Here is a 14,937-nt window from a genome sequence, read left to right on the forward strand (position 1 = left end):
GGTGAGGATAAGTTTTCAGGGCGCAGTTACGAACATCGACGTGGCTGGATTGTTCATAAAATCAAAGCCTTGTCTGCGATATTTTGTGTGGATATTTGCGCTTACGCGGTGATGAGCAATCACTATCATTTAGTGCTTAAAATAGATGTCGATAAGGCCAAATCCTTAACGCAAAAAGACATTATCAGCCGTTGGTGCCAAATCACTAAAGGCCATGCAGTCGCGACTAAGTATATGAATGGTGATGCATTAATCGAAGGTGAACGCATGTTGCTCGATGGCTTAATTACCGAGTGGCATGAACGATTAAGCAGTATTTCTTGGTTTATGCGTTGTTTAAACGAAGAAATTGCCCGTAAGGCTAATCGTGAAGATGAGTGCAAAGGCGCATTTTGGGAAGGTCGTTTTAAATCGCAAGCACTGTTAGATGAGCAAGCACTACTGGCCTGTATGATGTATGTGGATTTAAATCCAATCAGAGCAGGCATTGCCGATTCTTTGCAATCCTCTGATTTTACATCGATTCAGGAGCGAATTAACTCGCTAGATTCACCCAAGCGCCCATTAGCTATCTCAACGCCACAAACTGACTCCGCAACCAATCAAGCTCATATTCTTCACAAGTATCTCGTCCAATTCGATGGCGCAGCTCACCAGAATCAGCAAGTGGGCATTCCATTTCATTTTGCCGATTATCTCGAACTGATTGATTGGACAGGCCGCGCCATTCGCCTTGATAAGAAAGGCTATATCGATAACCAGAGACCTAAGCTGCTCCATGAATTAGGTATTGCGCCCGATGCGTGGCTCACATCAGCCAAAGAGTTTCGTCGTCAATACAGTGGCATAAGTGGTCGATGGGATAGCATGTGCGCATTTAAAAAGCAGCATAACAGTGGCAAATGGTGTAAAGGTAAAGCCTCAAGCCAAGCGTTACATCCTTAAGTTGCTCACGACTCAGCGTTTAGGATTATTTTTGTTTATCCGAAATGGAGATAATTTCGCGCAAAACATAGCACGCTTTATGTCCCAAAGCATGCTGTGTGTTTCTTTAAAACCTGCAAGCTACACGGATGCTAAAAGGGTGAGTCATGGTGATTAGCGAGACGACCGTCCGCCCCAAGGATGGGGCGGTCGAGCATCCAAGGATGGACTCGCTGCGTGTCGATGAGCGAATACCATGGCTCACGATAATTCAGTGTTTAGGAGCTAAGTTCCCAAGCATCAACATGCGTTAACTATTTAATTTTTATAATTAATCCTCTAACCCATAAGCCTTATGGATTCACCCAATTAACTCGCTCGCCAGCTAGATAAGCGCTGAGATTTGCCGTTGCGATATTGAGTAGGTTCTGCCGTGCTTCTTTGGTTGCCCAGGCATTGTGGGGGCTGATACTGATATTGGGTGCTGTTAGTAGCGGATTATCTGCACTCGGTGGTTCGGTTGAGAGAACATCGACGCCGGCAAAGACTTTGCCCTGCGTTAATGCGGCCGCCAGAGCGGCCTCATCGATTAAGCCGCCGCGTGCGGTGTTGATCAGTAGCGCCTGCGGCTTCATTAATTCGAGGGTTTGGGCATTAATCAGCTCGGTTGTCTCTGGGGTGAGTGGACAATGGAGCGAGAGAATATCGGACTCCTTGAATACCGTATCGCGTGATGTCCAACTCACGCCTTGGGGTAAATCGCGGGGCTGAGTGCGGGTATTGACTAATACCTTCATACCGAAAGCTAAAGCGAGTTTAGCCACCTGCTGGCCAATATCCCCATAACCAATCAAGCCTAAGGTTTTACCTTTAAGGGATTGCAGCGGCATTAAAGTAAAACAAAAGTCACTGCAATTACTCCATTGCCCTGCGGCAACGGCTTGATGGTGCGCTGCAACCGCTTGCGTGTGATGCAAAATATGGGCAAACACCATTTGCGCAACGGCATCAGGGCCATAGGCGGGTACGTTGGTGACCACAATACCTAACTCTTTTGCGGCGGCAAGATCCACCACGTTAGTGCCGGTGGCGAGCACGCCGATATATTTAAGCTTAGGCAGTTGGGCTAAGGTGTTGGCATCGAGGGGCGTCTTGTTGGTGAGCACAATTTCGGCATGCTGAGCGCGGGGGATAATCTCCGCCGAGGGCGTGCGAGCAAAACAGCTAAATTCCCCTAATGCGCTGACCGCTTGCCAGGTTAGATCCCCAGGATTTAAGGTTTCACCATCGAGTACGACTATTTTCATCTTTACCTCTTAACTGCGTTTGCGCCTTGCCCATAAAGCAGGAAAATTAAAAACTGAGTTTGACCCCAAGATTGGCTTGCACTTGCCACATTACATCCGATGTGACATGCCATAAGCATTGGTCTTCATTACAAAAAAGTGAGGTGTCACTGTCAATAAAGGTCGCATAGCCACGCAGATCCGCAAACAACGCAAAGTTTTGCATCATACGATATTCGACGCCACCACCAATGCCCATGGAGAAACGGGTTTCAGTTGACCAATCATCGGGCATCATCCGAGTCACCCCGGCACTGGCGGTAATGTAGGGCTGAAAATCGCCACTTGGGAAGAATAAAGTGCCGCCAAGGTGGATATAGTCCACATCTAAGGAGGCGACTAAGTCTGGGGTAAACAGGCCACCGCTTTTCAGCTCGGAGGATTGGCGACTGTAAAGCAGGTAAATATTGCCGGGATCGTTAGTGCCAATCCCTAACATGAGGCCGTAATGGCTCGCCTCTTCAATACCCACACTCTGCTTATTATTGGTTTCAGCGTTGTTCGCATCGAGTTCATTGATATCGAACGAGCTGCCGCCAAAGCTGTAACCACCGTAGGGGGCGACAAACAGCTCGGGTTCGGCATAGGTTGGTAATGCGAGGGTTAGAGGTAATAAACCTGCAATCACACTTAATCGGTTAACGTATTTCATCTTAATCCCTTATCTATCGTTATTATTCCTTGCGTAGACAACGTTAACCGAAGCATTAGCGCATGCCGCGCTCCGATTTCACTCTGTCGTACGCAGCTTGGATATCCTGCGCCTTACGATTGGCAATTTCCATCATCTCGGGTGGTAACCCCTTAGCAACCAATTTATCGGGATGATGTTCGTTCATCAACTTACGGTAAGCCCGCTTGACCTCTTGATCCGTTGCCTCGGCATTAATGCCAAGCAAATGATAGGCGTCGGTAATCGAGGTTTTATTTCCATTAGAGGTTTGGTGGAAACGGTATTTCCGCTTGCCAACGTTTAAGTAATTCATCGAGTTGCCCACGACCATAACCTAACTCTTGGGCCACCGTCATCAGAATTGCATGTTCTGCGGCATCGAGCTCACCGTCCGATAGGGCGGTTTGAATTTGGATCTCGATAAACATTTGCACCAGTTCTTGACGGCCTTGGGTCACGGCGCGAAAGGCTTGCAGGCTGCTACGCAGGTCAAAGTCGGGCTCTTTACCCTCACGGAACGCCTGCTGCGCCTCTTTACGGGCTTCACCCGTTAAGCGCATCTGGTCCATCAACATAGTCGCGATACGAATATCGGTCTCAGTCACTCGACCCGACGCCTTGGCCACATGGCCCATCACGGCGAAGGTGGTGTTAAAGAATATCCCCTGTCGATTCTTGGCTTGACCTAGGATCTGACTAAAACTGGCGCCACCACCGGCGCGCTTGTCGTAGAGATGCCCAAGCCATAAGCCCAGCAGAGCACCGAAAATACGGCCAAACATAAACCCGATAACAAATCCAAAAAACTTACCCCAAAGGCGCATCTTAATTCCCAATTTGATAATTTATTCAGTCACTCAATCGACATCGCGAGTGAAACCGTTCACTCAGGCGCCAAACATTGTGCGTTAGGCGATATGCCTTGCTATTACGCCAGCGCGGACTCCAATGCTTGCAGACGTGCAATCGTCCCAACATCGCACCAGAGTCCATTAAAGTGTGCTCCGGTGATCAGGCCATCGGCCATCTTAGTCCGCAGCAAAGGCCCAAGGGCAAAGGCACCATCCGGCGTGCCGTCAAATAATGATGGGCGATATAAGCCCATGCCAGAGAAAGTGTATTTTTGCTCACCCTGTTCACGTACAAGGCCCTGCTCCAAGGCAAAGTCACCGTTAGGATGTTGCTCGGGATTCGGCACCAACCATAAATGCGCCAGAGCTGTATCCGCTAAGGGGACAATCGTCGGCAAGGCATCGATAAACACATCACCATTGAGCACTAAAAACGGTGCATCCGAGTCGCCATCCGTTATCAGCAGAGGCAAGGCTTGTTTAATTCCGCCACCGGTCTCGAGTGCCGATGCTTCGGCGCTATATTGGATCTTGACCCCAAAGGCATGACCATCCCCTAAGGTTTCGACAAGCTTATGCCCAAGCCAAGCGTGATTTATCACGATATCCACGATACCCGCCGCAGCTAACTTCTCGATATGGTACACAATCAGCGGCTTACCTAACACCGGTACTAGGGGTTTTGGTAAAGAGTCAGTCAATGGGCGTAAACGCTCTCCCCTGCCTGCCGCCAGGATCATCGCCTTCATTGCTTGTCTCCCTGCTGAGTATCCTTTCCCTTGGCCGCAAACGCAGGCACAACGCGCGATTGCACCCAAGCGGAAAACGGTGCCAACTCAGGGTAAACACTGGCAATATCCACAATGTAGGACAAGGTTAACGGAATATCGGCCATATAGGCGGGCTTGTTATCACGATAGTGTAAACGGGCAAAAATACCCGCGGCCTTGATATGGCGCTGCAGCCCCATTAAATCAAACCAAGTTTGGTACTGGGTAAAGGATGTCTGCGCCGGAATTTGCCCTAACTCAAGCACTTGCTGATAATGCTGCTGCATTAATTCCAGCACCATGGTTTGCGGCCAACGGATATAGCAATCCCGCAGTAAAGACACAGCGTCATAGGTCACAGGGCCTAACACCGCATCTTGAAAATCAATTACGCACAGCTCACCCTCTTTTAGCATCAAGTTACGGCTATGGAAATCCCGGTGCATCCCCACTTTTGGCTGAGCGAGGGCATTTTCTACTAAGAGGCCAAAACTCTTCTCCAGCAGTAAGCGTTCCTCATGGCTAAGTTCGAGCTGTAAATGCCTCTCTAACAGCCATTCGGTAAAGATCCCCAGCTCACGGCGCACAAACGCCTCATCATATAAAGGCAAGGGCTGCGTGTTGCCTGTGACAGGATCAAAGCTCTCAACCACTGAGGCGACTTGAGGCAATAATGCCAATGCGCGGCGGTAATAATCGGCGACATTATCGTCCGTAAGTACAGACAATAACTGGGTATCCCCCAGATCGCTCAGTAGCATAAAACCTTGCTCGGCATCGGAAGTAATCACTTTTGGAACTGTCAGTCCCGCCGCCGCATAGCCACTGGCGAGGGCGATAAAAGGTGCGATAGGCACTAAGGCGGGCGGAGAATCAGCGACAATATAGCTAGCATCACGCACAACGACGCGGAAATAGCGTCTAAAACTAGCATCACCCGAAATCAATATCGGGGTCACATCATAGGAAAAATAACGGTTCAGCCACTGATTAAGGGAAATAAATCTCGGATCGGATAAAGTCATTTCATGGCTCTTATAGAAAAATTACTTTATTATAGCTGGCATATAATTTGGAAACAGCTAAGAAATTGAGAGATTTATTTGCTGCGTTGCACTTGTAGTTTGCAACTTTCCCCGTCGATACTTGTCCAGACTAAGAAATCATTATTATTGACCTAAGATGCAGATCCGTTACCTTCTGGCCTTGAGCCTGTTACCTAAATTAGTCCTGGCAGACGAATCTCCCGCAACCTCAGCATCACAATGCCTAATCGAACCGCCAGTACCTCGTATCGTATCTCAACCGGGGTTGAGTGCGGCTGAACAAGCAAAAATTCGAATAGCTTCAGACCGCTCAAAAGCTGAAATGGGTAAGCAAGCGATTTTTACCGGTGATGTGGTCTTCAGCCAAGGCGATAGACACATCGCTGCCGATGAAGCCATCCTCGATCAAGCCACAGAACAATTTGATGCTAATGGCAACTTAGTCTTCCAAGACAGCAATTTTACCGTTACCGCAGACTCGCTACAGGCGCAAATGCGCAGCAATCGTGCCACCCTCAAAGGCGCACAGTATTGGCTGCACGGGCAACAGGTGCACGGTGATGCAGAAAAACTGCAAATCACCATAAACAACAACCTGATTTTAACCAATACGAACTTTACCACCTGTCCGCCTGACAACGTCTCTTGGTTGCTTGAAGCCGAAAAAATTAAGATCAACAGCGAAGAAGAATGGGGCGAGATCTGGAATGCCAAGCTGCGAGTGGCCGATATTCCGGTGTTCTACATCCCTTATATGACGGTTCCGGTTTCAGACAAACGTAAAACAGGCTTCCTCTATCCAAGCTTTAGCACCAGCACCACCAACGGTTTTGAGGTGTCAGCGCCCTACTATTGGAATATTGCACCGGAATACGACCTGACATTTACGCCAAACTATATGACTAACCGCGGGTTATTCACTAAAACTGAGTTTCGTTATCTCGCGGGTGAAGCTCAAAATGGCCGTTTGAATTTTGAATATCTAGGCAGTGATCGAATGATCGGCGGCAGCCCAAATCGTTACCTGTATAACTGGCAACACCAGGGAGCTATCGATAAAAACTGGCGAGTATTGACTAACTTTACTGAAGTTTCGGATAACAACTATTTCAACGACTTAAAGTCTGATGTTAACCGTGCGACCGATAACCAATTATCACGGATTGGCGAAGTGAGTTACTTCGAACGTGATTGGGATATCAGCACTCGGGTGCAGGATATTAAAGTACTGGGCGAAGATGAAAAGCCATACCAAGTCATGCCACAGGTTAACTTTAACTACCGTGCCGCCGACTTTTGGAACAACTTGGACTTTGGTTTTAACTCAGAGCTGACCAATTTTGCCCACCAAGATGACGATGTAAACACAGCAACACGTTTGCATATGGCGCCCAGCCTAACACTGCCAATCCATGGTCCTTCAGGCTCACTGACGAGCCAATTAAAGTTAATGCAAACTAACTATTGGCAGGACAAAAATAACACTAAATTTGATACCTTAGATGACACTGTGAGCCGTACCATTCCTCAGGTGCGTATCAACGGGCAAATCAACTTCGAACGTTTTACCGAGCTATTTGAGCAAAATTATCGCCAAACACTCGAACCTCAATTCCAGTATCTGTATGTAGGTTATGAGGATCAACGGGGCATTGGTATTTACGATACCGCCCAATTGCAGGACGACTACTTTGGTCTATTCCGAGATCGCCGCTTCTCTGGCCTTGACCGTATCGCCGATGCCAACCAAGTGACTCTTGGTATTACAACTCGTTTCTTCGATGACCATAACCAAGAAGCGACCAAATTCAGTCTCGGACAAATCTTCTATCTTCAAGACAGTAAGCTAGGCTTCGAAGATAATATTTTTGAGCAAAATCAATCAACTTCAGTATTGGCGGCTGAGTTAGATACTCGTTTAAGCCAAGACTGGTATTTAGGCGCGGCCATTCAGTACGATACCAACACCAGTGACAATAAAAAGACCGAAGTCACCTTAGACTTCCGTCCTGAAGCCAACAAACTACTGCAATTAAGCTATCGTTATGTACCCGATCTACTGAACTCCAACACTAACGATTTGGTTAATATCTCCCAAGCAGGTGTTCGCGGAGCTTGGCCTATCAATGACAGCCTCTATTTTGTTGGCAACTGGTACTATGACCTCAACGAGAGTCGTAGCATAGAAACCTATACAGGTTTCCAATATGAATCATGCTGTTATGCAATCCGCCTCAGTTATCACTATCGCATTAAAACCAACTACGATGACAACATCGGCTCAGCCATTATCGATGAGCGCGAGCAATTTGAGCGTGGTGTGTACCTCAACTTAGTCATCAAAGGGCTCGGTGGTTCTGGTCCATTAGGTGTAACGGATATGCTCAATGATGGTCTGTTTAACTACAGAAAACCGCTTTATCTGAGGAATTAGCAAAGAATTGTGGTAGATTGCTGAACCTCAACAAGGACTGAGAGTCCAAACAAGTTAATGAAAGCTGTGCGTTGACCCAATAACTGAATTGAGTGACGCATCTTTTAAGAGTTACCAACAAAAGAACATTTAGGCAACTCACTGTAATTTCGATATAAATGGTAAAGTTAACTTAAATAAGCCGTCGAATCTGACCTTAGAACGTGCCAAGGATTTTGTGGATGAAACCCAGTAAACATCTGATTTTTGCTTTATTTGCACTCGCTATCAGCCAGCCAACCATGGCAGCTCCCCAGCCACTCGACCGTGTTGCCGTTCAAATCAACGACGGTATTGTGCTCGAAAGTGAAATCACCAATATGATTGACACGGTTAAAGCCAATGCTAAGGCCGCGAATCAATCGTTACCCTCCGACAGTGCACTGCGCACCCAGGTTATCGAGCGATTAATTTTGACTCGTCTGCAATTACAAATGGCGGATCGCATTGGTCTACATATTGGTGACCTACAGTTAGACCAAGCAATTGAAAACATTGCGCGCGAACAAAAAATGACCGTGACGCAAATGCAGCAAAAAATTGAGAGCGAAGGGTTAAGCTTCGGCCAATACCGTGAGCAACTGCGTGAAGAAATCACCTTAGGTGAAATCCAACGTATTCAAGTACAACGCCGTATCCAAGTTTCACCACAGGAAATCACTGGCCTAGTGAAACTGATCCAAGAGCAAGGCATGAAGGACGTCGAATACCAAATCGGCCATATCCTGATTGATGTACCCAATAATCCCACTAGTGAACAACTCGAAGCGTCAAGCAAACGCGCCAATGCCGTGCTTGAACGTTTAAAGAGTGGTGAGGATTTCCGCCGCACCGCTATCGCCTCTTCATCTGGCCCTAAAGCACTTGAAGGCGGTATTTGGGATTATATGAACATCAACGAGATGCCAACCCTGTTTGCTGAAGTCATTAATGGCGCCAAAAAAGGCGATATTATCGGCCCAATTAAAAGCGGTGCTGGCTTCCATATCATCAAGATTATGGATGCTCGTGGTTTACAAACCAAAGAAATTGAAGAAGTGAGAGCGCGTCATATCCTGCTCAAGCCATCGCCAATTCTGTCGGAAGATCGCGCTAAGGCCATGTTAGAACAGTTCCTGAAGCAAATTCGTTCAGGCGAAGCTAAATTCGAAGATTTAGCCCGTCAATACTCTGAAGATCCGGGTTCAGCGACTAAGGGGGGCGAGTTAGGTTGGGCAGAGCCAGGTATTTATGTGCCAGAATTTGCGCAGACACTTAATAGTTTAAGTCCTGATCAGATCAGTGAGCCTTTCCGTACTACCCACGGCTGGCATATCACTCAGTTAGAAGAGCGTAGAAAAACCGATGCCACGGATCAATTTAATACTAACCGTGCGCACCAACTGATTTTCCGTCGCAAATTTAACGAAGAACTGCAAAACTGGCTAGACGAAATGCGTGCCGACGCATACATTGAAGTCTTTCAGCCTGAGTCTAATCGAGGTTAAGGTAAATTGACCACTAAACGTATTGCCGTTACCCCCGGAGAACCTGCGGGTATCGGCCCCGATTTAGTCGTGCAACTGGCTCAGCAGGCTTGGCCTGCTGAGTTAGTCGTTTGTGCGGATCCTGAATTGTTAGCCAGCCGGGCTAAACGACTTGGCCTTCATGTTACCTTTCGCCCCTATTTGCCTGATCAGGCCCCAAAACCTCAAGCAGCAGGTACGCTGACAATCGCCCCCTTCAAGCTCGTCACTGAAGCCGTTTGTGGGCAACTTGATGAGCAAAATAGTACCTATGTGGTTGAGACTCTGCGTTACGCAGGTGAAAAAAACATGAGTGGCGAGTTTGATGCCGTAGTCACAGGCCCAGTGCATAAGGGGATCATCAATCAAGCAGGGATTTCCTTTAGTGGTCACACCGAGTTTTTTGCCCATCAGGCTAACTGCCCCGATGTAGTGATGATGTTAGCAACTCAAGGTTTACAAGTGGCACTGGTGACCACTCATATTCCACTGGCTTATGTTGCTAAAGCCATTACACGCCAACGCTTACATCATATTATCAAGATTTTACACGCTGACCTTATCAGCAAGTTTGCCATTGCTTCCCCTAAGATTTATGTCTGTGGCTTAAACCCACACGCGGGTGAAGACGGACATTTAGGGCGTGAAGAGATCGATGTGATTATTCCGGCACTGAATGAACTGCGTGAAGAATATCAAATGAACATTGTCGGCCCTCTACCCGCCGATACCCTGTTCCAACCTAAATATTTACAGGACGCGGATGTCGTCTTGGCCATGTACCATGACCAAGGCTTACCCGTTCTAAAGTCACAAGGATTTGGTAAATCGGTAAACATTACCTTGGGTTTGCCTTATATCCGTACCTCGGTTGACCATGGTACGGCGCTCGATCTTGCGGGAACTGGCAAAGCCGATATCGGCAGTTTTGTCTGCGCCTTGAATAAAGCCATTGAGTTATCCTCAAAAAACTAAACGATTAGATATTAATGAGTAGCAAAGTACATTTAGGCCACACGGCCAGAAAGCGTTTCGGACAAAACTTCTTAACTGATAACAATGTGATTAACCGCATTGTGGGTGCGATCGCCCCCGATAACGACCATGTGATGGTAGAGATCGGCCCAGGCCTTGGCGCTTTAACGGAGCCAGTCGCCTCCTCGATAGACAATCTCACCGTAGTGGAGTTAGACCGCGATTTGGTTGAGCGCTTGCAGCATCACCCAGTACTTAAGGATAAGCTCACCATTCATCAGGGCGATGCATTGCAGTTTGATTTTAGTCAGTTGGTTGTCCCAGGTAAAAAACTCAAAGTTTTTGGTAACTTACCTTACAATATTTCAACTCCGTTAATGTTCCATCTGTTCGAGTTTGCCGAACTGATTGAAACCATGCACTTTATGTTGCAGAAGGAAGTAGTGCTGCGTTTATCTGCAAGTCCAGGCACGAAAGCCTATGGCAGATTAACGGTTATGGCACAATATTTTTGCCAAGTGGTCCCCGTACTCGAAGTACCACCCCATAGCTTTGCGCCGCCACCGAAAGTGGATTCTGCCGTAGTGCGCCTTTTGCCCTATGCAGAAAAACCCTTCCCCTGTAAAGATGTGAATGTGCTACGCCAGCTATGTACCACGGCATTCAATATGCGCCGCAAAACACTGCGTAATAACCTCAAACAAGTGTTAAGTGATGAAGAGTTCGAACAGTTAGGTATCGATCACAACCTGCGTCCAGAACAAATCTCCGTTGAACAATATGTTGCAATGGCGAATATGGTATGTGATAAGCAGGCTTAAGCAGTTAAGTTTGATGGGCACTTAGGTGCCCAATATCATTGTAGGAACTCACATGAGCGTATTGGATAACTCTATCCGAGTCGAAGTCAAAACCGAGTATATTGAACAACAATCCTCGCCAGAGGATCAGAAATACCTCTTTAGCTACACTATCACCATTATCAACCTCGGTGAGCAGACCGCAAAACTCGAAACCCGTCACTGGATCATTACCGACGCGAACGGCAAAATGACTGAAGTACAAGGTGCAGGAGTTGTCGGCGAAACCCCAAGCATTCCACCCAATACCGCCTACCAATATACCAGTGGCACAGTACTCGATACGCCTCTTGGCATTATGTATGGAACTTATGGTATGGTCAGCGAATCTGGCGAACGTTTTAAGGCAACCATTAAGCCCTTCCGTTTAGCGACCCCTGGTTTATTACACTGATTTAATTTAAGAAAGGATACTGTGGCCCATTATTTTGTTGGTGATGTCCAAGGCTGTTTTGCCGAACTCCAAAAATTACTTGCTAAAGTCGACTTTAATCCATCCCGCGATGAACTGTGGGCGGTGGGTGATCTTGTCGCTAGAGGTCCAGATTCATTAGCGACACTGCGCTTTTTTCAATCTCTAGGTGATGCGGGTAAAACGGTTCTCGGGAACCACGATCTGCATTTACTGGCCCTGCATGGCAAACTTAAGCGGGATAAACCCAGTGATAACCTCACACCACTATTAAACGCACCGGATATTTCGAGCCTTATCGACTGGCTTAGGCAGCAACCCCTAATGCGGGAGTTGCCAGAACATAACGTCATCATGACCCATGCTGGCGTGCCACCGCAATGGTCATTAGAACAATTAAAGCAAGAATCCCAACTAGTTAGCCAAGCCCTACAGCAAAATGATTATCTCGATGCTCTCATTCGCCAAATGTATACCGACACTGCAGAACGTTGGGACCCAAGTGCTATTGGTATAAATCGGCTGCGATTTTGTATTAATGCGTTGACCCGCATGCGTTATTTGTATATCGATGGTCATTTGGATTTTGATTGTAAACAGCCACCAGAAAATTGCAGTAATCCACAGCTTCGCCCGTGGTTTGAATTTACGTCGGCGTTACGCCAAAGTCACACATTAGTGTTTGGACATTGGGCTGCATTGATGGGAAAAGTGAAAGATCCTAAGTTAAAAGCACTCGATACAGGCTGTTGCTGGGGAGAATACCTCACCTTATGGCATCTTGAAAAAGACCAAAAAATTACCCAAAAAAAGTTAAAAAAGAGTTAAACTAACCTTAACTTTGGTCGATAAACGACAGTGCGTCTAAGCCCTGAATTTAATAATCTTTTCATTCGGAATAATATAATAATAACCGGAGTATCCTATGAAAGTTAATGTAGCCACCCGAGTCATTGGCGGGTTTAGCATAGTCACGCTTTTACTTGTGTTGTTAGGATTTACCTCTTACCTGACAAACATTAGCCTCAAAGATAGTTCGGCGATGATGCAAGAACTCAGCCTACCAGCCCTAAAATCGACCAATCATTTAACCGAGTCCCTAAGTGAGCAACAGCGTCAAGTATTAATCGCTTACCATGCCCCAAAATCTCGGCTCATTCCCGATATCCGTAAAGTATTTAACGACCATAGCGCCCAGTTTAAAAATGAGATCAGCAATCTCAACCAGCTTGTTCAAAAGCAAAACAACTTGTCATCATTGATTTCTCAATTAAATACAAGCTTTTCTACCTTTGAGCGGGATAGTTTGGCCATGCTTACCGAGCGAGAAGCCGCGTTAAGCAAACAAGAACAGCTTATCAATTTAAAAAAGAAACTCGAAAATGCCGCCGATGATGCCTCATCGGTACTGCTCGATATTATCGATTTAGAAAATAGCCAAAACCCTGATGCCCAGAGTCTTGCAGCTTCAGCCAGTGCAATTGATAGCAGCATGGGGAATATCATCACCACCATTGCTGATTTGGTGACAAACGAAGAAATGAGTAAACACGAACTCATTTCCAAGGAACTTGATTACATTCTTAGCGAAAGCAAAAATAAGCTCGAATACGTTAACCGCCATGCGCAGGGTATTATTGAAGCTGATACCTTAGAATCGATTAACCAAGATATTAAAAAAGTACTGGCACTCCTCGAAGGCTCAGATTCTATGGTGCAACTCAAAGCGAGCCAGCTGAACCACGCACTGGCGGCATCGAATCAACTCAGCATTATTGAGAAAGACGCTAAAATCATCGATCGTAACATGGAAGAAGTGAGCAATAATATCGAAGCGGTTGCGGCACAAATGAGCCAAGAAACCATTGCTCAAATTGATGCAGCCAGTATCCGCACTATGATTGTGGTGCTTATCGCAATTGTTGTCGCCGTTATTATCAGCTTTGCCGTAGTCACGCCCCTAAAACGCTCGCTGAACCAAGTAAACAATGCGCTGAATGTGCTCGCTTCAGGTAATTTAACCCATAAATTAGATGATTCAGGTCACGATGAGTTTGCTGAACTTGCCAAAAACTGTAATCGCTTGGTCGATAGTTTACGCGGCTTAATTGCGGGTATTTTAGATCGTTCAAACCAGCTTGCCGCCGCAGCTGAACAGACCTCTGCAATCACCGCACAAACCACCACGGGTATCCAAGAACAAAAGAATCAAGTCGATCAAGTGGCTACTGCAACGACAGAATTAAGCTCCAGCGCGCAACAAGTGTCGATGAGTGCCGATGATGCACTCGCACAAATTAAACAAGCTGATCAAGAAGCTAAGCATATGCGTGCTATTGCCGAGGAAAATAAACACACTATTCTGGCCTTAGCGGAAGAAGTGGCTAAAGCGGGCCAAGTGATTAACAAGGTCCAATCGGATAGCGCCTCAATTGGCTCGATTTTGGATGTGATCCGCGGCATTGCCGAACAGACGAACCTATTGGCATTAAACGCGGCCATTGAAGCCGCGCGGGCGGGTGAACAAGGCCGTGGCTTTGCGGTCGTCGCCGACGAAGTAAGAAGCCTAGCATCAAGAACCCAAGTCTCGACCCGTGAAATTCAACAAATGATTGAGGTATTGCAGCAAGGGGCACAGCAAGCAGTGGCTGCGATGGATATGGGCCGTGCCCAAGCCAATGCCTGCGTAGCAAAAACAGAACAAGCCAACCTTGCCCTAGAGACCATCAGCCAGTCGGTGCATAAAGCCTATGATGCAGGCACCCATATTGCCCACGCCGCGCAGGAACAAAATTTAGTAAGCCAACAAGTGTCTGAAAAACTAGAACATATTGCAGCAATTTCGGAAGAGACCGCGATTGGCGCAGATCAAACCGCCCAATCAAGCCACCAAGTGGCTAAGCTTGCCGAAGAGCTACAAGCTTCTGTCGGTGAATTTAGAGTGTAAGCAAACACTCAGGTATAAATAGGGTCGCTGTCGCGGCCCTTTTCTTTGGCTTGCGCTTTCCCTTGAACTAGGTTATCAGGCTATACCGCAGCCAAATGCTATAAATGCAATTTCGGAACTCAGCTCAATATTCGGTAAAAACGGCCTAAACGACA

Annotated in this window: 12 protein-coding genes and 1 pseudogene; 8 read left to right on the forward strand and 5 right to left on the reverse strand. The window is 46.9% G+C overall.

Going from position 1 to position 14,937, the window contains the following annotated elements; translation table 11 throughout:
* The coding region (locus SHEWPOL2_RS19160) for a hypothetical protein (RefSeq protein WP_037430766.1) at window positions 1–945 on the forward strand (945 nt) is incomplete at its 5' end.
* A 332-nt stretch (window positions 946–1,277) separates the two neighbouring features.
* Here the strand turns inward: SHEWPOL2_RS19160 and SHEWPOL2_RS19165 are convergent.
* From SHEWPOL2_RS19165 to SHEWPOL2_RS19185, 5 genes and pseudogenes are all read right to left on the reverse strand, one after another.
* A complete protein-coding gene (locus tag SHEWPOL2_RS19165; protein ID WP_037430768.1) occupies window positions 1,278–2,231 on the reverse strand; it encodes a D-2-hydroxyacid dehydrogenase in 954 nt (317 codons plus the stop codon).
* Window positions 2,232–2,277: 46 nt separating this feature from the next.
* Window positions 2,278–2,922, reverse strand: coding sequence for an outer membrane beta-barrel protein (locus SHEWPOL2_RS19170; protein ID WP_011718023.1), 645 nt, complete (start codon window positions 2,920–2,922; stop codon window positions 2,278–2,280).
* 55 nt (window positions 2,923–2,977) lie between these two features.
* Window positions 2,978–3,767, reverse strand: a pseudogene (gene djlA, locus SHEWPOL2_RS19175) (co-chaperone DjlA).
* Between the two features lie 104 nt (window positions 3,768–3,871).
* Window positions 3,872–4,543 carry an N-acetylmuramate alpha-1-phosphate uridylyltransferase MurU gene (murU, locus tag SHEWPOL2_RS19180; RefSeq protein WP_037430771.1) on the reverse strand — a complete coding sequence of 224 codons (672 nt, stop codon included), beginning with the start codon at window positions 4,541–4,543 and terminating at the stop codon, window positions 3,872–3,874.
* The gene (locus SHEWPOL2_RS19185) at window positions 4,540–5,589 is read right to left on the reverse strand and encodes a phosphotransferase (protein ID WP_037430772.1); all 1,050 of its coding nucleotides are present in this window, start codon (window positions 5,587–5,589) and stop codon (window positions 4,540–4,542) included. Before SHEWPOL2_RS19185 ends, murU begins: the two co-directional genes overlap by 4 nt.
* 157 nt (window positions 5,590–5,746) lie before the next feature.
* On the opposite strand from SHEWPOL2_RS19185, the gene lptD reads away from it, so the two are divergent.
* The 7 genes from lptD (at window position 5,747) to SHEWPOL2_RS19220 (ending at window position 14,782) form a co-directional block, all read left to right on the forward strand.
* Complete coding sequence (gene lptD, locus SHEWPOL2_RS19190; protein ID WP_037430773.1) at window positions 5,747–8,044, forward strand: LPS assembly protein LptD; 2,298 nt, start codon at window positions 5,747–5,749, stop codon at window positions 8,042–8,044.
* A gap of 221 nt (window positions 8,045–8,265) precedes the next feature.
* Entirely contained in the window at window positions 8,266–9,570 is a 1,305-nt protein-coding gene (gene surA / locus SHEWPOL2_RS19195; RefSeq protein ID WP_037430775.1) for a peptidylprolyl isomerase SurA, read from the forward strand.
* A 6-nt stretch (window positions 9,571–9,576) separates the two neighbouring features.
* Window positions 9,577–10,563 carry a 4-hydroxythreonine-4-phosphate dehydrogenase PdxA gene (pdxA, locus tag SHEWPOL2_RS19200; RefSeq protein WP_037421414.1) on the forward strand — a complete coding sequence of 329 codons (987 nt, stop codon included), beginning with the start codon at window positions 9,577–9,579 and terminating at the stop codon, window positions 10,561–10,563.
* A gap of 14 nt (window positions 10,564–10,577) precedes the next feature.
* A complete protein-coding gene (gene rsmA / locus SHEWPOL2_RS19205; RefSeq protein WP_037421417.1) occupies window positions 10,578–11,384 on the forward strand; it encodes a 16S rRNA (adenine(1518)-N(6)/adenine(1519)-N(6))-dimethyltransferase RsmA in 807 nt (268 codons plus the stop codon).
* Between the two features lie 52 nt (window positions 11,385–11,436).
* On the forward strand, window positions 11,437–11,817 hold the full coding sequence (apaG, locus tag SHEWPOL2_RS19210; protein ID WP_037421420.1) for a Co2+/Mg2+ efflux protein ApaG: 381 nt from the start codon (window positions 11,437–11,439) through the stop codon (window positions 11,815–11,817).
* 21 nt (window positions 11,818–11,838) lie between these two features.
* Window positions 11,839–12,663 carry a symmetrical bis(5'-nucleosyl)-tetraphosphatase gene (locus SHEWPOL2_RS19215; RefSeq protein ID WP_037430778.1) on the forward strand — a complete coding sequence of 275 codons (825 nt, stop codon included), beginning with the start codon at window positions 11,839–11,841 and terminating at the stop codon, window positions 12,661–12,663.
* 97 nt (window positions 12,664–12,760) lie between these two features.
* Window positions 12,761–14,782, forward strand: coding sequence for a methyl-accepting chemotaxis protein (locus SHEWPOL2_RS19220; protein ID WP_037430780.1), 2,022 nt, complete (start codon window positions 12,761–12,763; stop codon window positions 14,780–14,782).
* Window positions 14,783–14,937: the final 155 nt, after the last annotated feature.

This window comes from Shewanella sp. POL2, assembly GCF_000282755.1.
Classification (GTDB): Bacteria; Pseudomonadota; Gammaproteobacteria; order Enterobacterales; family Shewanellaceae; genus Shewanella; species Shewanella xiamenensis.